Below are 19964 nucleotides of genomic sequence, written 5' to 3'. Positions count from 1 at the left end.
TCCTGCGGGACGGTTTCGTTGACGGCAGTCATCAGGCGCTCACTGACTGGGGGGTGCTTTTGGTGATCTCATCAGCCAGCTGCCGCTCCCGCTTGCCCCAGGTTTCCCGGGTGGCGAAGGCTGCCCACAGGCCGATCAGGGCGTAGAGGCCGAACAGCAGGGCGGGGCCGATCCAGCCGAAGCTGACGAACAGCAGGGTGGTGATGAAGGGGGTGAAGCCGGAGACCATGGCGGAGATCTGGTAGGCCAGCGAGGCGCCGGAAGCACGGGTCTTGGCCTGGAAGAGCTCGGGGAACCAGGCGCCCTGGGCTCCGGCGAGGGAGTTCTGGCACACCGCGTAGGAGATCACGATCGTGGCGATGATGAAGACGAACAGGCCGGTGTTGACCAGCAGGAACATCGGAATGGCGAACAGCGCGGCGAAGGCGGTGGACCAGATGTACAGGGGGCGGCGGCCGATCCGGTCGGTCAGGCGGCCCCAGGCCTGGGTGGCGAAGATGCCGATGGCGGACGCGATGCAGAGGGCCACCAGCGTCTGGGTCTTGTCGGCCAGGTGCTGGCTGTTGAGGTAGGAAATCATGTAGGTGATGGACACGGCGTAGCCGGCGGTCTCGGCGATGCGCAGGCCAATGCCCTTGACGATGTTGCGCCAGTCGGTCCTGATGACCTCCACGATGGGGGACTTGACGATGTCGCCGTGGTCCTTGACCTCATCGAAGACCGGGGACTCGGGAACCTTGGAGCGGATGATCAGGCCGACCACCACCAGCACGATGCTGGCGAGGAAGGGGATGCGCCAGGCGAGCTCGCCGCCGAGGTTCACGCTGACCAGGAACACCAGGTTGGCCAGCAGCAGGCCCACCGGGAAGCCGGCCTGGACGATGCCCGTGTACTTGCCCTTGGATTTCCACGGTGCGTGCTCGTAGCTCATCAGGATGGCTCCGCCCCATTCGGCGCCGAAGGCCAGGCCCTGGACCACGCGGACGAAGACCAGCAGCGCCGGGGCCAGCAGGCCCACCTGGCTGTACGTGGGCAGCAGGCCGATCAGGAAGGTGGCAACACCCATCAGGATCAGGGACGCCACCAGGACCGGCTTGCGTCCCACCTTGTCGCCCAGGTGGCCGCCGATGATGCCGCCCAGCGGCCGGGCGGCGAAGCCGACGCCGAGCGTGGCGAAGGCGGCCAGCGTTCCGGTCACCGGGTCGCCGGTGGGGAAGAACGCAGTTCCGAAGTAGAGGGCAGCCGCCGTACCGAAGCCGATGAAGTCATAGGTTTCGATCACGGCGCCGACGCCCGAGCCGATGGCGACCCGGCGGGCGTCCTTGGTGCCGTGGACCGGCCCCCGCATGTTCAGAGCTTCGTTGCTCATGGTGGTTCCCTTTCGAAGAGCGGCTGGAGAAGCTCCAGCGCTGTCGACTGTTAACAAGATGTGTTCCAGTGTGACCGACGTCATGCTGACTGTCAACAGTCACCGTCAGGAGTTGACTGTTAACAGTCGTCACCGCTAATGTGGTGCCCATCACTACCGCCTGCCGGGCACGACCAGAGGATCAACAACGATGTTCCATTCCCGACTCGGGTGCTCATCCATCAGCTTCCGCCACCAGGACCTGCCGGCAGCCCTGCGAACCATCGCCGGGCTCGGTTTCGCTGAGATCGACCTGGGCGCCCTCCCCGGCGTCTGCGATCACGTTCCGTATGAACTCGACGCGGGCGCCGTCTCCGCCGTTGCCAGTGATGTGGCTGCATCGGGCTTGCGTGTGCGTTCCGTCAACGGGGACATCGGAGACCTCAATGCAGTGCTCGACGCCGGCCAGCAGGCTGAGCGGGACAGGCACCTTGATGCACTGCTCACCCTCACCGCCAAAACGGGGGCCAAGGCACTGGTCCTTCCCTGCGGTGCGCTGAGCCACGAGCCGGTCCGCAGCATAGAGGAGGACCTGGACACCGTCGCGGCACAGCTCATCCGGGCCGGGGAGCGCGCGGCCGGGTTCGGCGTCGAACTCTGGACTGAGTCGCTGCATTTCCTGCGGTTCTGCTGGAACCTGGAACGCGCCGAACTGCTGGCACGGCGGCTGGCGGGCTCCGGCGTCGGAATTGTCATGGACTTCAGCCACATCGTCGCCGCCGGCGAGGACCCGCTGGAGTACCTGGCACGCCACGAGGGCCGGATAGCCCACGTGCATCTGCGTGATGCCGTGCCCGGGAACATCAACCTCAGCATCGGCAACGGCCAGGCCGATTTCGCCGCCGGGCTGCGGGGCCTGGCCGAGCAGGGCTACACCGGGCACTTCAGCCTGGAACTGGAAACCCGGGACATCACCCACGACGAACGCCCGGCGGCCGCCGCCAAGGCAGCCAGCTTCATCACCGACCTCATCTGAACCACCACACAAAACCACCAAGGAGCATCATGACCGCCATTCAGCGCACCGCCGTCCTCACCGGAGCCACCTCCGAGCGGGGCATCGGCATCACCACCGCCCGCCGCTACGCCAGCCAGGGCTGGGGCGTGGTGATCCTGGACCTCGACGGCGAAAAGTCCGCGAAGGTCGCCACCGAAATCGGCAACGAATTCAACGTCCCGGCGTTCGGCTACGAGGTCGACGTCACCAACGAGGAGTCCGTCAACGCCGCGTACAAGGCAGTTTCCGCCGAGGTCACGAGCGGCGCCCTTCCCGCCGTCGGCGCCCTGGCCAACATCGCCGGCATCACCTCGCCGGTGCCTTTCCTGGAAACCACTCTTGACCTCTGGAACAAGGTCATGGCCGTGAACTCCACCGGCACCTACCTCGTCACGAAGGCCTTCCTGCCGGACATGATCGACAACGGCTGGGGCCGGATCGTCAACATGTCCTCCGTTTCCGCGCAGCGCGGCGGCGGCGTCTTCGGCAAGGTGCCCTACTCCGCCGCCAAGGCCGCCATCCTCGGCTTCACCAAGGCCCTGGCCCGCGAACTGGGCGACTCCGGCGTGACTGTCAACGCCATCACCCCGGGCGCCGTGGACACCAACATCCGCGTCGGCAGCACGGAGGAGCAGGAAGCCGCCATCAATGCCGGCATCCCGCTGGGCCGCAATGCCAGCACCGAGGAAGTCGCCGCCGTCATCACCTTCCTGTCCTCCGAGGAATCCGCCTACCTGACCGGCACCACCATCGACATCAACGGCGGAAGCCACATGCACTAAGAGCGCCCAAAGCGCTGCAAAACCCACCCAGCCGCCCCGCCGCACATCACATACGCCGCAGAGAGAGCCAGCCATGACCAGAATCTTCAACAATCCAGCGGACTTCGCCGAGGAAGCCCTCGCGGGCTTCTGCGATATTCACTCCGGACTGGTCCGCCAGGTTCCCGGCGGCGCGGTGCGCCGCCACCGCCCTGCGGCACCGAAGGTGGCGGTCCTCGCCGGCGGCGGCTCGGGCCACTACCCCGCCTTCGCCGGGCTTATCGGACCCGGTTTTGCCGACGGCGCGGTGGTGGGAAACATCTTCACGTCACCGTCCGCCCAGCAGGCTTACGCCGTGGCCAAGGCCGCGGACAGCGGCGCCGGTGTGGTGTTCACCTACGGCAACTACGCCGGCGACGTGATGAACTTCGGGATGGCCAGCGAGCGGCTGGCCGCCGAGGGCATCGCCGTCGAAAACGTCCTGGTGACGGACGACGTCGCCAGCGCACCGCCGTCGGAAGCGTCCAAGCGGCGCGGCATCGCCGGGGACTTTACGGTCTTCAAGGTCATGGGGGCGGCCGCCGAAGCCGGCGCGGACCTGGCCGGGGTTGTCCGCCTGGGCCGCAAGGCCAACAGCCTCACCCGGACCATCGGCAGCGCGTTTGCCGGCTGCACCTTCCCGGGCGCCGACGCGCCGCTGTTCTCGCTGGGCGAGGGGCAGATGGGGCTGGGCCTGGGGATCCACGGCGAGCCCGGCCTCTTCGACACGGACCTTCCGCCGGCTGCTGACCTGGGCCGCGAACTGGTGTCCCGGGTGCTGGCCGAGACACCGGACGGGGCAGGGCAGCGCATTGCGGTGATCCTCAACGGCCTCGGCTCCACCAAGCACGAGGAGCTGTTCGTGCTCTGGGGGACGGTTGCTCCGCTGCTCCGCGATGCCGGCTACACCCTGGTGCTGCCGGAGGTGGGCGAACTGGTCACCAGCCTGGACATGGCCGGAGTGTCCCTCACCGTCACGTGGCTGGATGATGAACTGGAGCCGCTCTGGGCGGCGCCGGCGGAAACCCCGGCGTACCGCCGGGGAACCACTGCCGCGCAGTCCGGCAGCCTTCCCGCCGCTGAGGTGTCCGACGACGACAGCACCGCCGTTGCGTTCGCCGCCACCGCTTCCTCCCGGGAGTACGCAACCGCATGCGTCGCCGCGCTCGAGGCGGCACGTAATCTCCTGCGCGCGGAGGAGCCGCGGCTGGGGGACATGGATGCCGTTGCCGGCGACGGCGACCACGGCCGCGGCATGGTCAGGGGCGTCGATGCAGCGGTGGCCGCAGCAGCTGACGCGTTCACCCGGGGTGCCGGCGCGGGAGACGTCCTGGCGGCCGCCGGGGATGCCTGGGCGGACCGGGCCGGAGGAACATCGGGGGTCCTCTGGGGTGCGGGTCTGCGGGCCCTCGGCGAGTCGCTCGGCAACAGCCAGGCGCCGGAACCGGCGGAGCTTTCGGCCGCCGTGACGGCGTTCGCCGGCCGCATCACCGGCCTGGGCAAGGCCGGGGTGGGGGACAAAACCATGGTGGATGCTCTCCTGCCGTTCGCCGAAACCCTGGCCCGCCGGACGGCGGAAGGGGCCGGCGCCGAGACCGCCTGGCAGGAAGCAGCCGCCGCTGCGACGTCCGCCGCCGCGGCCACCGCCACGCTTCGCCCGCTCAAGGGCCGCGCCCGGCCGCTGGCGGAAAAAAGCCTGGGCACCGCCGATCCGGGGGCCACGTCGTTGGCCATGATCTTCACCGTGATGGGCGGACAGCTGGCCCGTCACGCCGCCCCGCCCGCTGCGGGACAGAACGAAGCGGGACAGGACGAAGCGCATGCCCGCGACGAAGCGGAGGCCACGGTATGACCGCCGCCGCCGCTCCTGCACTGCGGTACGGGCATCGGCGTGGCCACCGCCGCCAACAAGGTGACGGGCATCCGTGCCACCACTGCCCACGACTCGTTCTCCGTTGAGCGGTCCGTGCTTTCCAACAACTGCCAGGTCCTCACCATGGGGCAGCGCGTGGTCGGCCTGGAACTGGCGCGCAGGCTCGCGCGGGAATGGGTGGGCTACGCCTTCGACCCGGAGTCGGCGTCGGCAGGCAAGCTGAATGTGCTTAGCGATTACGAAGGGTGCTGAGCACACTTATTCGACGATGACCCGCACCCGCTGCACCGTGTTGTTCCCCATGCCCTGGTAATTCCAGTGCTGCTCCAGCGGCTGCACTGCGCCGGTCGCGTCGGTGGCCCGGCACGCCAGTTCGTGGTGGCCGGTATCGGCCACCCACGGCAGGCTCCATCCGCGCCAGGCAAAGGCGCCGGCAGGCTTGTCCAGCTGCGCCGGAACCCACTTGCCGTCGATGCCGACCTCCACCCTTGTCACAGCGGCTTCACCGGACCACGCCCGCCCCTGGAGCATGACCGGCCCGCGTTGCAGGTACCTGCGGCGGGTGAAAAAGTCCGGAATGCCCGGCGGGACCATCAGCGACCGTACCCTGATCCGCGAAACCGGGGTGCCGGCGTCGTCCGCGTTGTGTTGGTAGCGGTAGGCGACCGACTGCTGGTAGCCCTGGAACGGCGTCGTGACAACCTGGATCGACTGCAGCCACTTGACACTGGCCATGCCGTACCAGCCGGGGACCACCAGCCGGAGCGGATAGCCGTGCTGCGGCGGCAGTTCGCTGCCGTTCATCTTGTAGGCGAGGACGACGTCGGCCCGGGACGCTTCCGAAATCGGCAGGCTCCGGGCGTACTGCTGCCGGACGCCGCCCTGGATCCCGGCATCAAGACCGGTGAACACCACCTCGACGGCCTCCGGCTCGACGCCGGCCTGGGCCAGCAGGTACGCCAGCGGAACTCCGGTCCACACGGCCGTCCCCACGCCCTCCAGCGTCCAGGGCTGGCTGAGCGGCCGCGGCCGGAGCAGGGACCGGCCGTTGCCGGCGCACTCCATGGTCACCTGGACGCTGATGGCCGGATCCCGCTTCAGCGCAGCAAGGCTCAGTTCCATCGCGCGCTCCACGGCGCCGCCGATCCGCAGGTGCCAGGCGCCGCTGACCTGCGGAATGTCGAAGTGCGTGAGCACATAGTGCAGCCCGGGCGGAGTCACGTCCTCGCGCAGGGCCTCGAGCGGCATCGAGTGGTTCCGCACGGCGAGCTGCAGCTCTTCCCTGGAGATCGGGCCATGCGTGGGTTCACCGGAATGCGCTGGTACACCGGTATGGGGCGCGGGGCGGGCGGACGGTCGGCGGCGGTAGATCAGCTTGGACATGGCCTTGCGATTCTGCTCGGTGCTGCGTGTTGTGTGGTGCTGCTGATTGGCGTGCTCCTCTTCACAGGTTTACGCCGCCCCCAATATGACCGTCAACAGCCCCGCCCCGCCAACCGCCCTTTACAGCTGCGGCAGCTTCACCAGGTCCTCGAGCGTCATCGGATCCTGGCCGGTGAGGCCGTGCACGTCCGACGTCGCCCCGGCCAGTTCGCCGGCGGCAATCGCCGTGTACGTGCTGACCCAGGCCTCCACCTGCCATTCCGGTGCGCCGTAGGACGCGCGGGAGGCGAACGCCTCCTCCACGGTTTCGTGATGGTACGTGACGGTCCTGCCCGTGGCGCGTGTAAGCACCTCGGCGGCGTGCCCCAGCGAGATGTCCTCCGGCCCGGTCAGGTCGTAGGTTGCCCCCGCGTGGACGGCCGGGTCTCGCAGCACGGCCACCGCGGACCGGGCGATGTCCTCCCGCGCGACGGCGGCCATGACGCCGTCGCCTGCCGGGCCCCGGATAACACCGTCCTGACCGGCCAGCATGGGCAGGAAATCCAGGTAGAAGTTGTCCCGCAGGAACGTGAATCCCATCCCGGACGCCCTGATCCGCTCCTCGGTGGCATAGTGGTCGCGCCCCAGCGTGAAGGTGCAGTCTGGCGCCGCCCCGAAGAAGGACGTGTACACAATGTGCTGCACTCCGGCCTCCGCGGCGGCGTCCACGAAGGCGTAGTGCTGCTGCAGCCTGTTCTCCGCCTCCGCCGCCGACACCATGAACAGGATCTTGACGCCTTCCAGGGCGGGCCGGGACAGCGCCGGGTCCCCGTAGCTGACCGCCACCGCCGGAGCGTCCCTCAGGTCCGGCGCCCGCAGGGTGTCCCGCACCAGCAGGCGCTGGGAGAACCCGGCGTCGGAGAGCTGGCGTGCCACCATGCCGCCCAGGACCCCGGTGGAGCCGGTCACGGCAAGGTCTGGAAGTTCCGTCATGGGGGATTCCTAGCCTTCGCGGGTTGCGGGGGACTTGGTTTCGGCCGGGTCCCGTTCGGCAAGGGAGCCAACGGCGTCGTCGATCCTTTTCAGGACGTCCGGTTCAAGGCGGACACCGGCGGCTGCGGCGCTGTCGGCCACCTGTTCGGGCCGGGAGGCGCCCACGATCGCTGAGGCGACGTTCGGGTTCTGCAGCACCCAGGCCACCGCCAGCTGCGGCATGGTCAGCCCGGCTTCCTCGGCGACCGGCCGCAGCTCCTGCACCGCGGCCAGGACGTCGTCCCGCATCCAGCGTTGGATCATCTTCGCGCCGCCCTTGTCGTCGGTGGCGCGGCTGCCTTCCGGCAACGGCTGGCCCGGCAGGTACTTGCCGCTCAGCACACCTTGCGCCATGGGGGACCAGACGATCTGGGAGACACCCAGTTCCTCCGACGCCGGCACTACCTCCTCCTCGATGACCCGCCACAGCATGGAGTACTGCGGCTGGTTGGAGATCAGCTGGAAGCCCAGTTCCTTGGCCAGGGCGTGGCCGTTGCGGAGCTGCTCGGCGGTCCATTCGCTGACCCCGATGTACAGGGCCTTTCCCTGCCGGACGATGTCCGCGAACGCCTGCATCGTTTCTTCGAGCGGCGTCTCAAAGTCGTAGCGGTGCGCCTGGTACAGGTCCACGTAGTCCGTCTGCAGCCGGCTGAGGGACCCGTCGATGGATTCCATGATGTGCTTGCGGGACAGGCCGAGGTCGTTCTTCCCCTTGGGGCCGGTGGGACCGAACACCTTCGTGAAGATCTCGATGGACTGCCGGCGTTCGCCCTTGAGCGCTTCGCCCAGAACGGTTTCCGCCGCCGTGTTGGCGTAGACGTCCGCCGTGTCGAAGGTGCTGATGCCGGCGTCCAGTGCCGCCCGCACGCACCGGGTGGCGACGTCGTTCTCCACCTGCGAGCCATGCGTGAGCCAGTTGCCGAACGTGATTTCCGAAATCTTGAAGCCGCTGTTTCCGAGGTATCTGAATTCCATGGGTTTCACGCTAGCGGACATGGTTGCTCAGGGTAAGGGATGCCGGCGGCCTATCTCGCGGCCGGCGTCCCTGCTGCCTCCGCGGCCAGGCTTGTGGTCTGAGGCCGGTGGCACGGAACCAGGGCGCTCAGGCGCGGGTGCGGGCGTCCGGGTGCTGCGCGAGCGACGTCATGGAACCGGTGTCCAGGACGGAGACATGTCCGGCAACGGCCGGTTTCCGCGCAGGACGCGGCGGCTGGGCGGAGAGCGCCAAGGCGGACCGGACCGTTTCGCCTTTGCTGGCGGCCCCCGTGCCGGAGACGCCGGCGCCGGAGGCACCCGTGCTGGACGGTTCGCCCGGCACGGCGTTGTGGCGCAGGGCCGACTCCACAAGCGGCGCCACCTCGGTCACGCTGGCCGCGGCGACGTCGGGCGGCGGCAGGTCGCGCACGGTGACCTTGACGTCCGGCGCGGCGGCCCGGGCACGCGCCACCGCGCGGGCGTCGGCGGCAGCGACGGCGTCGGCCCAGTCCTTCGCGAGGACGGGCGGCACCGGCCGGGCGGCCGTCACCAGGGGATGGTGGACGACGGCGCCGCGGAGCGCCTCCCGGAGGCCGGCGCGGGTCCGCAGTTTGTTCCAGTCGATCGGCGCACGGGGCTCGCGGACCGGCCGGGGGGCCTTGGCGGCCTTTTTCGCCTTGCCTTTTGCCGGCACCACTTCGGCGTCCGCGGGCAGCGGGCTTCCGTCAGCAGCGAGCCGCACGATCTCGATCGTCTCGTTCCTGGGGAGGCGGCCGAACAGCGCCATCAGGATCAGCGCCGCGAGGCGTCCCAGCCCCGCAATCACCAGCGTGAGCATGACGCTGATGCACAGGCCGATGAACATGAGGAAGGCAACACCCAGGGTGCCAAAAAAGGTCAGGTTCAGTGCAATCGTTGTCGGATCCTGCACGTTACCCTCCTTACCATCGGCGCCCGGCCCGTCACCCACGTGATCGAGCCCGGTGGTCACGCCGGAAACAGCCCCTAACCACCATACGGACTATTTACTGCCGACATGCCCTCATGACAAGTGCCGGCAACTGTTGTTTCAAAGCTGTTATAGGACCCGGCCTTATCAACGCGCCGATAGGCTGTTCCAGCAAGCGACCACCAAAGTTCCCAAGGATGCCATGACCCAGCCAGAACCCTTCTCCGGCAACTGCCCTTGCCTGTCCGGGGAGCAGTACGCGGACTGCTGCGGCCGGTTCCATAGCGGTTCGGCGGAGGCAGCCACCGCCGAGCAGCTGATGCGTTCCCGCTACTCCGCCTTCGTCCTGCTGGATGCCGGCTACCTCCTCAAAACATGGCATGCCAGCAGCCGGCCCGCGGAGCTGGAGTTCGATCCTGGTCTGGAATGGCGGCGGCTGGACATCGTGTCCGTCGAGCGGGGCGGCCCGCTCGACACCGAGGGCGTCGTGGAGTTCAAGGCGCACTTCCGTCAGGACGGCGAACGCGGCGTCCACCACGAAACGAGCCGCTTCCGCAGGGTGGACCGGCGCTGGTACTACATCGACGGCGTCGCCGTCGGGCTTAGCCCGTAGCGGCTACTGCCCGGCGGACGCCGGGGTCAGTAGTCCCGCGTTCAGCGCTCCTCATAGTCCGCCGTGGGAGTGAAGCCGGCACGGTCCACCTTACGGTGGAAGTGCATCCCGGCCATGCCGCCCAGGACGGCACCCACCAGGGCCACCAGAGCGACCACGACGGCGGCAATGATGCCCGTGGTGGTTACCTGGCCCTCGTTGACCGGAATCCGGGGGAAGCTGTTCAGCTGGGCCAGAATATTAAACCGCTCGCCCGCGATCATGCCGAGCACGGCCACCAGCACCGCGGCGATCAGGGCCCAAATCCACACCATGAACCCCTGCTTCGCGCCATTGAACCGGGCCATCCTGCCGGCGACGTAGCCGCCGCTGTAATAGGAAGCGAAGAGGATGACCAGAAGCACGATGATGCCCACGATCCCCACCGTCTGGTTCGAGGCAGCCCGGCCCACGGCGGCGTTCACGTCGGTGTTCGTGGCAAGTCCCACGGCGGTGCCGGCAGCGGCGACGAGGGCGGTCAGCAGCACGGCCATGCCCGTGGCGGCCAGCCAGCCAAAGAACGCCGAGCCAATCTTGATGCCGCCGAAGGCCTCCCTTTGGCGGGCCGCGGCCATCTCCCGGGTGGCAAAGGCCGGATCGTCAGGCCGTGCCGTGTCCGGGCGGCCGTCGGGTTCATTGTCGGGTGTGTAGTCGCGCTCGGCGTACGGCGTGTCTGCGGCCGTGGTGTTGAGGGCCCGGGTGTGAGTGTCGGCCGTGGCGCCGGTGACGCCGGGGCGGTCCGACCGCCGGGTCTGGGTGGCGTCGTAGACAGGAGTGGCTTCCGTGGGGGTGTCCGCCGGACTGCGCTCCGCAGTGCTGTAGTCGGCAGGGTAGGGCTCTGCCGTGCTGTGCTGTGGCCTGTTGAGATCGGGCCCGGTGGATTCGGAGGTGTCTGATTCAGGGGAGGTGCGCCGGGGGCGTCTTTCCCCGGCGCCGGTTGGGCTGCTCATCAGCGACTCGCTTTCATTGAACGGACCCGGACTCAGGGGCCTAAGCCGGGCAACGCAATGCCGAGGCCAAGGCACTGGCCTCAGTTTCTAGCTAACTCCGTTCAATGGGCATTAGCAAGGATGCTTAGTATCCTGGTTTGGCGCGTCTTCCCTTGTCAAGGGCGGTATTGAGGTCGGGGCTGGTGCCTGGTGGGCGGGGAGCGGTGCGTGGCGCCGGGCGCGGTCAGCGGTAGGCGCGGTGCAAATTCTCCTTGGTCGACTCGCGGGCGGACGCATCGGCGATCCACGGGCCCGTCCCCTCGGACTGGTCCAGTACGCCGGCTTCCAGCCATGTGTAGTCTCCGGCGAGTACCTTGGGCGCGACGTCGCGGTCGCCGTCGTCGGTGTTCCGCCACAGCTGGTCGAAGTATTCGTCCACCCGCACGCGTGCCTGCTCGCAGAAGGCGTCGGCCAGTTCAAAAGCGGTGGCGCCCCGTTCGGGGGCAGAGCGGAGCAGCATCTCGGCGCGGGAGCAGCTGGCGGCCATGGCGAACAGTTCGGCCCCGATGTCCACGATCCGGCCCAGGAACGCCTGTTTGTGCTCAAGGCGGGCCTGCCAGCGGCCCATGCCGTAGAACGTCTGCCGGGCCAGCCGGCGCGAGGACCGCTCCACGAAGCGGAGGTGCTTGGCCAGCCGCCCGAAATCACTGTAGGACCGCGGATCCATGCCGGCGCCCGCCACCAGCTTGGGCAGCCATTTTGCGTAGAAGCCGGAAGCGCCGACGGCGGCCCGCGCCTTGTCCGAAAGGCTCGCCTCCGCGGAGGCCAGGTCCCCGGCGGCGGCGAGGTGCGCATCCACGGCCTCGCGGGCTATCAGCAGCCGCATGATCTCGGACGAACCCTCGAAAATGCGGTTGATCCGCAGGTCGCGCAGCTGCTGCTCGGCGGGGACGGCCCGCTCGCCGCGGGCCTCCAGGGAGTCGGCCGTCTCAAAGCCGCGGCCGCCGCGGATCTGCACAAGTTCGTCCGCGATCCGGTAGCTGATCTCGGTGGACCACAGTTTGGCCAGGGCCGCCTCGATGCGGACGTCCTTTTGCCCGGCGTCGGCCATCTCCGCGGACAGCTCGAACACGGCGTCAAGGGCGAACGCCGTGGCGGCGATGAATGCGATCTTCTTGCCCACTGCCTCGTGCTTGCCCACGGGGCGGCCCCACTGGGTGCGGGCGTTGGACCATTCCCGGGCGATTTTGAGGCTCCAGCGGCCCGTCGCCACGCAAAGTGCGGGCAGCGAGAGCCTGCCGGTGTTCAGCGTGGTGAGCGCAATCTTCAGCCCCTGGCCCTCACGGCCAAGCCTGTTGGCGGCCGGCACCCGGACTTGGTGGAACCGGGTCACGCCGTTCTCGATGCCGCGCAGGCCCATGAAGGTGTTGCGGTTCTCCACCGTGATTCCCGGGGAGCTCATCTCCACGACGAACGCGGTAATGCCGCCCTTGTGGACGGCGCCGTCCGCATCGGTGTGCTGCGGCACCACGGCCATCACCACCACGAGCTCGGCGATCACGCCGTTGGTGGTCCATAGCTTCACGCCGTCCAGCACGTACGATCCGCCGTCGGAAGCGGGCACGGCAGTGCTGCCCATCCGGGCGGGGTCGCTGCCGACGTCGGGCTCGGTCAGCAGGAATGCGGTGACGGCCCCCTGCGCGCAGCGCGGCAGGTACTGGCGCTTCTGCTCGGGGGTGCCGAACACCTTCACCGGTTCCGGCACGCCGATGGACTGGTGGGCGGAGAGCAGGGCGCCCAGGCTCGGGTGCACAGATCCCAGCAGGGCCAGCGCCCGGCCGTAGTACACCAGGGACAGGCCCAGGCCGCCATACTCCTGCGGTATCTTCATGCCGAACACGCCCAGTCCGGCGAGGCCGCGCAGGTACTCGTCGGGAATTTTCGCGTCGCGTTCGATCGTCCGCCCGGACATGGTGCGGCAGAACTCCGTCAGCCGCGCCATGAAAGCCTCGCCGCGCTCCACGTCATCGGGATTGGCGGCGGGCCAGGGATGGATGAGGCCCAGGTCAAAGCTGCCGAGGTACAGGCCCTTGGCGAAACTGGGCCTGGCCCACTCGGTTTCGCGTGCTGCCTCGGCAATGGCGCGGGCGTCCTCGGCGGACGCGCCCGCACCGATCTTCTCCGGAGCGACAGGTGTCTCGGACGCGGGACTGTCCACGGGCGGGACGGCGCCAGTGCCGTCCGCAGCCGTGGGGCCTGGTGCTGTGCTGTCAGTGGCCGGGCGTTCGGTCGCCTGGCTGTCAGTGGCGGAGCTCACGGGGCATCTCCTCTAACCGGATGGCCGGCTCAAAGCCCTGGGTCCGCCGCGGGTGGAGAACCCTTCAGCTGTCCCTCAATGCTACCCGCGGGTAGGTTCCGGTGCTAGGGGACGGCTGACCCTGAAAATCCGTGGGAAACTCGACTGCAGAGGCGTGGTGCACCAGCCTGTCCCAGGCGTGGTTGATCGCGTGGACGGTCCTGAGCAGAGCCGCGGCAACGACCAGCCAGGCCAGCCGTCCCACCCCCACCAGGACGAGCGCGGCGAATGCCGCCAACGCCACGAACAAGACAAGCACCAGGGCAAACATCAGCGTTCCAATGAACACCAAGGTGGCTGTCTCCACTGCACTCAAGTCGAACTGCATGCTTCCCCCTGCGCCGTTGCTGCGGATGGATCAGTAGCTCGAGACTAGGGCCAGGAGCGAAGCTTCCTCCAGCCTCCCGCCCATGCTGTGGCCGCGTTGATACGGGATCGAGACAATACTCCTGCGTAGGTCACGGAGTGATTGCGAAAACCTCTTCTGTCACACCCGTAACGTTGCCGGGCGCGGAACCGGGCCCGCTTCGCGGTTCGTTTCGGGCCCGCTCCCGGGATCGCGGGGACCGCGGCGCCGGCCGGGGTGCGGCTCTGCGTTAACCTTGTAGTTGGCAGTTTTCGGGTTTCCGCTGCCCAGACCATCCCCCAAGTTGCTGAAGGAGAGTGTGTGCCCCGGTCCGCCACGTCCTCCGCTGACGCGATCAGCGCAAGGCTCAGGGACCTTGAGCTCCTCACCAAGGGGCCCGCATGGGCCCTCACCCGTTCCTCCCCGTGGGTGATCGCGGTCCTGCAGGCATCCTTCACTCGCACCCGGCCCCAGCTTCCGCTGGAAGAATTCCATGCCGACGTCGACTCCTTCCTTGAGCAGCTGCGCCGGCAGGACCCTGGGCTGGGCGGCCATGCCAACGGGAAGTCCTTCGGCGATGAGTGGACCCGCAAGCAGTTCCTGACTCGCCGGAACCAGTCGGGGCAGATCGTGTACGAGGTCACCGAGCCGGCCGCCCGCGTGCTGGCGTTCCTGGACAGCCTCTCCAGCGAAAGGTCCACGCTTAATGGCTCCCGGCTGGGCACGCTCCTGGGTGACGTGGAGAAGCTCGCCAACGAGACCAACCCGGACCAGAGCGCCCGGCTGGAAGCGCTGGAGGAGGAGATCGGGGAGCGGCAGCAGCTGATCGAGGACATCAGCTCCGGCGACTTCGACGGCCTGCTCGACGACGACCAGGCGGTGGAAGCGGCCGGCAACATCCTGGATCTCGCAGCCAGCCTGCCGGCGGACTACAAGAAGATGCGTGACCGGATTGAGGAGCTCGTGGGCGAGCTCCGGAACCAGATCATCGAGGAATCGCTGACCAAGGGCGCCACGATGGCCCAGGTTCTGGAGGCAGACAAGCGGCTGCGCCAGAGCCCGGAGGGCAGGACCTTCCGTTCCTTTACCGCCTTTCTCGAGGATCCGCAGCAGCAGTTGCGTTTCCGCTCCGCCATCGGCGAAGTGCTCAGCCGCCAGTTCGCGGACGACCTGTCGCCGGAAGACCGCGAAACCTTGAAAAACCTGGTGGCGGAACTCCGGCAGCAGCACAGCCAGATCCAGCGCATCTACGGAAAGCTCAGCGAGAGCCTGAACACCTATATCCAGAGCGACGACTTTCGCCAGTCGGTGCGGCTCCGCAAGGTGCTGCGCGAGGCGGAGCAGGCCATCAGGTCCTTGCCCTACGAGCGCGAACGGCCGGGCCTGGTCCGCGGCCCGGTGCTGTTCAACCCCGGTTTCGAATCCCTTGCCATGGTCAAGCTTTTCGATCCGGACGAGTTTGCCGCCCCGCCCAAACTCGCCGACCCCATCGCGTTCAGCGACTCGGACCGGGTCCGCTCGCCCCGGACCGCCAAGGCCAGGCCGGAGGCGATCCGCACGGCGGCAGTCGGCGCCTCGACCCTGTCCGAGGCGTGGGGGCAGCTGCCGCCGGAGGAACAGCACATCAACTCCATCCGGGCGCTCCTCTCGCACGCGCTCCACACCGGCGCCGGCTTTGACCAGCTGGCGTGGGAGGCCCTCGACTTCGAACAGATAGACGGCACCACCCGCAAGGCGTACCTGCCGGTGGTAACGCTCAAGAAGGACTAGCGATGACTGAAGAGATTACGACGGCGGACCCCGGGGCGCCGCTGGTTGGGCCTGGAGAAACGCCGCCCGTGGAGCCGGCCGAAACCGAAACCCCCGCTGTTCCGACCGGCTCAACCAGCGGCGGCGTAACCCCCCGCGACACGTTTGTGGACGGCGCCGCACTCTTCCCCGGGGACACTGGCGTGCTCCCCATGAAGGTGCGCCAGGCCCTGGTGAAGCTGCTGAAGGGCCCGTACGTCGACGGCGGCCGGGACGAAAAACTCTGGACGACGCTGCTGGACAACCAGCTGATCCTGCGCAGCCGGCTCTCCGAGCTGTTCCTCACGCTGCAGCTGGACCACGAGCGCAAGATCGCGGTGCTGCGTCCCGTTGACCCGGAGGCGATAGGCGGCAGCGCCCGTTCCAGCATCCTGCGCCAGCAGCGTGCGCTGAGCCGGGTGGAAACGATCGTGCTGCTGCGCCTGCGGCTCCTGCTGGACCGCCACGTCACGGCGCAGACGGACCCCACCATCACGCGCGAGGAAATTGCCGAGCTCGTGGCCCACTACCAGCCGGCCGGCCAGCAGGACGCCCTGCGCGACTCGGACGTCGTGAACCGGGCAATCACCAAACTCCTCGCCCGCCAGCTCCTGCTCACCACCGGCCTCGACGACGTCTACACCATCTCCAACGCCCTGCCGCTGGCCCTCCCCTTCGACAACATAGGCGACATCCCCGCCCAAATCGAAGCCCTCATAGCCGCCACAGCAGACCCGTCAGGAACAGAACCCCTAATAGAACTCGACGGCGACAGCAACGCCGAAGACTCCGACGATGCCGACGCCGATGTCGCCCAAAGTGACTTGCCTAGCGACGCGGCATCGGCTGCGGAGTCAATGGCAACCACTGAGGAGGCAGCCAAGTGAGTATTGCGAGCATGCTCCCGCTGGGCGACGTCGTCAATCCGGGCCAGATGCGCCTGGCCCTGGTGCAGGTGGTCAACTGGGGCACGTTCCACGGCGCCCACACCATGCACGTGGACCGCAACGGCACCCTGCTGACCGGCAACTCGGGCGTCGGCAAGTCGACGCTGTTCGACGCGATGCTGCGGGTGTTTGACGCCCGGCCGCGCTCCAACGAGGCCGCAGCCCAGCGCTCGGGCGCCGTGGAGGACAAGCGGACCACGTTCACGTACATGCGCGGCAAAGTGGGGGACAAGGCCGTCGGGGAAGGCTCGGCCAGTGCGTTCCAGCGTCCCGGTGCCACCTGGTCCGCCGTCGCCCTGACGTTCGACAACGCGGCCGGCACCAAGGTGACGGTGTCAGCGCTGTTTGACCTGCCCAAGAACGGCACGGAATCGAGCGTCGGCCGGTACTACCTGATCGACAACAGGCCGCTGGACCTCGCCGCCATCGAGGACATCGCGGAGAAGCGATTCACCCGGGCCGCGCTGGAGAACATCTTCCCGGACGCCCAGGTCTTTGACGTCCACAAGGCCTTCGCCGAACGGTTCCGCAGGCTCCTGGGCATCAACTCGGACCAAGCGCTGCCCCTGCTCCGCGTCATCCAGGCCGGCAAGGGCCTCGGCGGCAGCGTGAACACGTTCTTCCGCGACCAGGTGCTGGACGCCCCCGCCACCCTGGCCGCGGCGGACGACGTCGTCGAGGAATTCAGCAACCTTATGTCCATCCGGCAACGCCTGGAGGACGTCCGGCAGCAGCGCGACCAGCTGGCCCCCGTCCCGGGGCTGAACCGGGAGTACGCCCAGTCGCTTCTGGACGCGAACCGGCTCCGCGAGCTCGCGGGCGAGGAGTTCGAGGCCTACCGGCAGCAGCTTGCGGTCACCGTGCACGAGAAAACGCTGGCCCGCTTCAAAGCGCTCGGCCAAGCGAAGGCCAAGGAGCTCGCAGCGGAACGCGGCGTGCGGGACGGGCTGGCCAAGGACGTCCGGCAGCTCGAAGCGGACTACAACAACCAGGGTGGCAACGCCATCTCCTCGATCGAGCAGTCCCTCGAAAACGCCCGGGTGGGGCTGAAGCTCCGCCAGCAGGTGGAGCAAGCAGCCCGGCAGGCGCTGGCGGATGCCGGCCTGGACCTGGAGTGGACGACTGAAGGCTGGGAGCAGGCCTACGAACAGGCGGCCACCCGCTCGGCTGAGCTGAAGGACGACTCCGCTGCCCTGCAGGAGCTCCGCTTCGAGGCGTTCGATGCCCACGCCACGAAGAAGCGTGAGCTTGCCGCCGCCGAGCAGGAGCTGGTGTCGCTGAAAACGCGCAAGTCCCTGCTGCCGCCGTCGAGCATTGAAAACCGGGCCGCGATTGCGGCCGCCACCGGCGTCCCCGAGGAGCAGATGCCGTTCGGCGGCGAGCTGATTGACCTGGCCGAAGGCCAGGAGCAGTGGCGACCCGCCGCGGAACGTGCCCTGCGGAACCTGGCCACCACGCTGCTGGTCCCGGGCGAGCACTTCGCTGCCGTCACCCGCTACCTGAACGGGCACACCGTCCGCGGCGCGTTGCGCGCGGTGGACGTGTCCAAGCCGCTCGCCGGAGCGGCGCTCGCGGTGGAGGACGTGGCCGACGGCGACCTGCTGACCAAGCTGGACATCCTCACCACCGGGACAAAGGGCGGCTCCGCCCCACAGGCAGGCGTGTGGATCCGTGAGCGGATCGCCCTCGACTTCGCCTACCCGTGTGTCGAGAACCCCGACGAACTGGCGGCCCTGGACAAGGGCCTGAGCCTCGGCGGCGTGGTCAAACGCAACCGGCATACCGTGGAAAAGGACGACCGGTTCACCAGCCGGCAGGATTACGTCCTCGGGTTCGACAACGCCTCCAAGCTGGAGCTCGTGGCCGGGCAGGCTGAAGACCTGCGGCAGGAAGTGGCCAAGGCGGCGCAGCTGGCCCAAAGCCGCGAGGAATCACACCAGGGCATGTCGCGGCAGCTGGAGGCCCTGCGCCGGGTTGCCGAGGACCACCGCCCGTGGGAACAGGTATCGGCAGCGGTCGCTGCAGACGAGCTCGGCCGGATTGAACAGCGGCTCAAGGACGCCTTCGCCGCCCAGGCTGACCTCGAACCGCTGCGCGCCAAAATCGAGGCGGCGCGGCAGAAGCACCAGTCCAGCACCGAGGCCGCAGCGGTGCTGCAGAGCGAGTACAAGGCACTGGACCAGCAACTTACCGCCTCCGATTCGCTGCTGGAAGCCGCACGCACGCGCCTGAACCAGGCCCCGCCGTCGGACTCCACCACCGCGGCCCTGGCACCGTACTTCGCCGAATTCGGCGACGTCACGGAAATGCACGAGCTGGATAACCTGGCCGGCCGGGTGCGGACCGAGCTGCTCGGTGACCTGCACGGTGCAGAGTCCCGCGCCCAGGCCACGTCGGAGCGGCTCACGCGGATTTTCGAAGGCTTCGTCCGCGACTGGGGCACCGCCATTTCGGCCGATCACGGCACATCCATAGGCGCCGTCGGCGAGTTCGAGGCCCGGTACCACGCCATCATCAATGACGGGCTGCCCGCCCAGGAGGCCGAATTCCGGCAGTTCTTCAACCAGCGCACGCACGAGTCGTTCAGCACCCTGCTCCACCTGCTGGATGAGGAACGCCGTTCCATCACCAGCAGGATCCTGCCGCTGAACGGGATCCTGTCCGAGGTGAATTTCCACGAGGGCAGCTACCTGGAACTCGATATCAAGCAGACCCTCCCGGCCACGGCCAAGCAGTTCAAGGACGCCATCCAGAACGCGCTGAAGACCCGGCACGCCCGGCACGGCAGGGCGGAAACCGCCCACCCGGGACAGAACGACGACGCCGAACTCACCGCCCGCTATAAGTCCCTGGAGACGCTGGTGAAGCGGCTGGGGTCGCAGACCCCTGAGGACCGCCGCTGGCGGGCCGAGGTGCTGGACGTGCGCGGCCACCTGTTCATCCAGTGCAAGGAGCACCGCGAGGTGGTTGGGCCCCGTGGCGGCAAACGGACCGACGTGTTCATGCACGCGGACACCGGCTCCATGTCCGGCGGTGAACGCCAGCGGTTCACCGCGTTCATCATGGCCGCGGCGCTGAGCTACCAGCTGGGCATCGCCGAGCAGGGCTTCACCACGTACGGCACGGTGATGATGGACGAGGCGTTCGTGCTGGCCTCCGAGGAATTCGCGGGCGCAGGCATCAAGGCGCTGCACGAGTTTGGCTTCCAGCTGCTCCTGGCGGCACCGGAGAACGTCATCGACCTGTCCCGGCACCTGGGCTCAGTCACCGAGATCCTGCGGGACCGGCGGACCAACCGCTCCGGCGTGCTCACTGCTCCCGTTATCACCCCGAAACCGGGTACGGAAGGGCAGTGGCGGTCCGAGGCCAATCCCGTCGATATCGTGTTGCGCTAGTCCGTAACGCTTTGGCGGGTTTTATAACAAATCGATGGATTTATTGAAGCGCCCCTAGTGGCGGCCTGTTTTGGCGTGCCACTGTGGTGACTCCACCAGTCTTCGCCAAACGCTCCACAGGGTCATGGACACTCCCATGCGGCGGGCAGAGCAGC

The 19964-nt window shown here is 68.1% G+C and carries 15 protein-coding genes and 1 pseudogene; 8 read left to right on the top strand and 8 right to left on the bottom strand.

Annotated elements, in window-relative coordinates; genetic code table 11:
* Positions 1 to 31: 31 nt before the first annotated feature.
* A complete protein-coding gene (locus ACFRAU_RS18530) occupies positions 32 to 1369 on the bottom strand; it encodes an MFS transporter (protein ID WP_378000990.1) in 1338 nt (445 codons plus the stop codon).
* Positions 1370 to 1559: 190 nt separating this feature from the next.
* Here ACFRAU_RS18530 and ACFRAU_RS18525 point away from each other — a divergent pair, with 190 nt between their 5' ends.
* The 4 genes and pseudogenes from ACFRAU_RS18525 to ACFRAU_RS18510 form a co-directional block, all read left to right on the top strand.
* On the top strand, positions 1560 to 2384 hold the full coding sequence (locus ACFRAU_RS18525) for a sugar phosphate isomerase/epimerase family protein (protein ID WP_378000989.1): 825 nt from the start codon (positions 1560 to 1562) through the stop codon (positions 2382 to 2384).
* Positions 2385 to 2413: 29 nt separating this feature from the next.
* A complete protein-coding gene (locus ACFRAU_RS18520) occupies positions 2414 to 3187 on the top strand; it encodes an SDR family NAD(P)-dependent oxidoreductase (protein ID WP_377995002.1) in 774 nt (257 codons plus the stop codon).
* A gap of 73 nt (positions 3188 to 3260) precedes the next feature.
* On the top strand, positions 3261 to 5057 hold the full coding sequence (locus ACFRAU_RS18515; protein WP_378000988.1) for a dihydroxyacetone kinase family protein: 1797 nt from the start codon (positions 3261 to 3263) through the stop codon (positions 5055 to 5057).
* Positions 5058 to 5069: 12 nt separating this feature from the next.
* Positions 5070 to 5330: pseudogene (locus ACFRAU_RS18510) on the top strand (RpiB/LacA/LacB family sugar-phosphate isomerase); the annotation flags it as partial.
* A 6-nt stretch (positions 5331 to 5336) separates the two neighbouring features.
* Here ACFRAU_RS18510 and ACFRAU_RS18505 read toward each other — a convergent pair.
* The 4 genes from ACFRAU_RS18505 to ACFRAU_RS18490 form a co-directional block, all read right to left on the bottom strand.
* Positions 5337 to 6461, bottom strand: coding sequence for a sulfite oxidase (locus tag ACFRAU_RS18505; protein WP_378000987.1), 1125 nt, complete (start codon positions 6459 to 6461; stop codon positions 5337 to 5339).
* 120 nt (positions 6462 to 6581) lie between these two features.
* Positions 6582 to 7433 carry an SDR family oxidoreductase gene (locus ACFRAU_RS18500; protein WP_377994999.1) on the bottom strand — a complete coding sequence of 284 codons (852 nt, stop codon included), beginning with the start codon at positions 7431 to 7433 and terminating at the stop codon, positions 6582 to 6584.
* Positions 7434 to 7442: 9 nt separating this feature from the next.
* Positions 7443 to 8447, bottom strand: a complete 1005-nt coding sequence (locus ACFRAU_RS18495; protein ID WP_378000986.1) for an aldo/keto reductase family protein — start codon at positions 8445 to 8447, stop codon at positions 7443 to 7445.
* 127 nt (positions 8448 to 8574) lie between these two features.
* Positions 8575 to 9378 (bottom strand): hypothetical protein, encoded by an 804-nt coding sequence (locus tag ACFRAU_RS18490; protein WP_378000985.1) that lies wholly within the window; start codon positions 9376 to 9378, stop codon positions 8575 to 8577.
* Positions 9379 to 9598: 220 nt separating this feature from the next.
* Between ACFRAU_RS18490 and ACFRAU_RS18485 the strand changes: the two genes are divergently transcribed.
* Positions 9599 to 10009, top strand: a complete 411-nt coding sequence (locus tag ACFRAU_RS18485; RefSeq protein ID WP_378000984.1) for a YchJ family protein — start codon at positions 9599 to 9601, stop codon at positions 10007 to 10009.
* Between the two features lie 41 nt (positions 10010 to 10050).
* Here ACFRAU_RS18485 and ACFRAU_RS18480 read toward each other — a convergent pair whose 3' ends face one another.
* The 3 genes from ACFRAU_RS18480 to ACFRAU_RS18470 form a co-directional block, all read right to left on the bottom strand.
* Positions 10051 to 10998 carry a YrzE family protein gene (locus ACFRAU_RS18480; protein ID WP_378000983.1) on the bottom strand — a complete coding sequence of 316 codons (948 nt, stop codon included), beginning with the start codon at positions 10996 to 10998 and terminating at the stop codon, positions 10051 to 10053.
* 223 nt (positions 10999 to 11221) lie between these two features.
* Positions 11222 to 13195, bottom strand: a complete 1974-nt coding sequence (locus tag ACFRAU_RS18475; RefSeq protein WP_378001032.1) for an acyl-CoA dehydrogenase family protein — start codon at positions 13193 to 13195, stop codon at positions 11222 to 11224.
* 163 nt (positions 13196 to 13358) lie between these two features.
* Entirely contained in the window at positions 13359 to 13661 is a 303-nt protein-coding gene (locus tag ACFRAU_RS18470) for a hypothetical protein (protein WP_377994994.1), read from the bottom strand.
* Positions 13662 to 14000: 339 nt separating this feature from the next.
* Here ACFRAU_RS18470 and ACFRAU_RS18465 point away from each other — a divergent pair, with 339 nt between their 5' ends.
* From ACFRAU_RS18465 to ACFRAU_RS18455, 3 genes are read left to right on the top strand one after another with little or no spacing between them, the layout of a single operon-like run.
* The gene (locus ACFRAU_RS18465) at positions 14001 to 15449 is read left to right on the top strand and encodes a DUF3375 family protein (protein ID WP_378000982.1); all 1449 of its coding nucleotides are present in this window, start codon (positions 14001 to 14003) and stop codon (positions 15447 to 15449) included.
* 2 nt (positions 15450 to 15451) lie between these two features.
* Complete coding sequence (locus tag ACFRAU_RS18460; protein ID WP_378000981.1) at positions 15452 to 16354, top strand: DUF4194 domain-containing protein; 903 nt, start codon at positions 15452 to 15454, stop codon at positions 16352 to 16354.
* Positions 16351 to 19809 carry an ATP-binding protein gene (locus tag ACFRAU_RS18455; RefSeq protein WP_378000980.1) on the top strand — a complete coding sequence of 1153 codons (3459 nt, stop codon included), beginning with the start codon at positions 16351 to 16353 and terminating at the stop codon, positions 19807 to 19809. The genes ACFRAU_RS18460 and ACFRAU_RS18455 overlap by 4 nt, the downstream gene beginning before the upstream one ends.
* The last annotated feature ends 155 nt before the right edge of the window (positions 19810 to 19964 follow it).

Origin of the sequence: Arthrobacter sp. NPDC056691 (assembly GCF_042791415.1) — a bacterium.
Classification (GTDB): domain Bacteria; phylum Actinomycetota; class Actinomycetes; order Actinomycetales; family Micrococcaceae; genus Arthrobacter.
The sequence above is the reverse complement of the archived record's forward strand: the minus strand, read 5'-3'. Positions and strand labels throughout refer to the sequence as shown.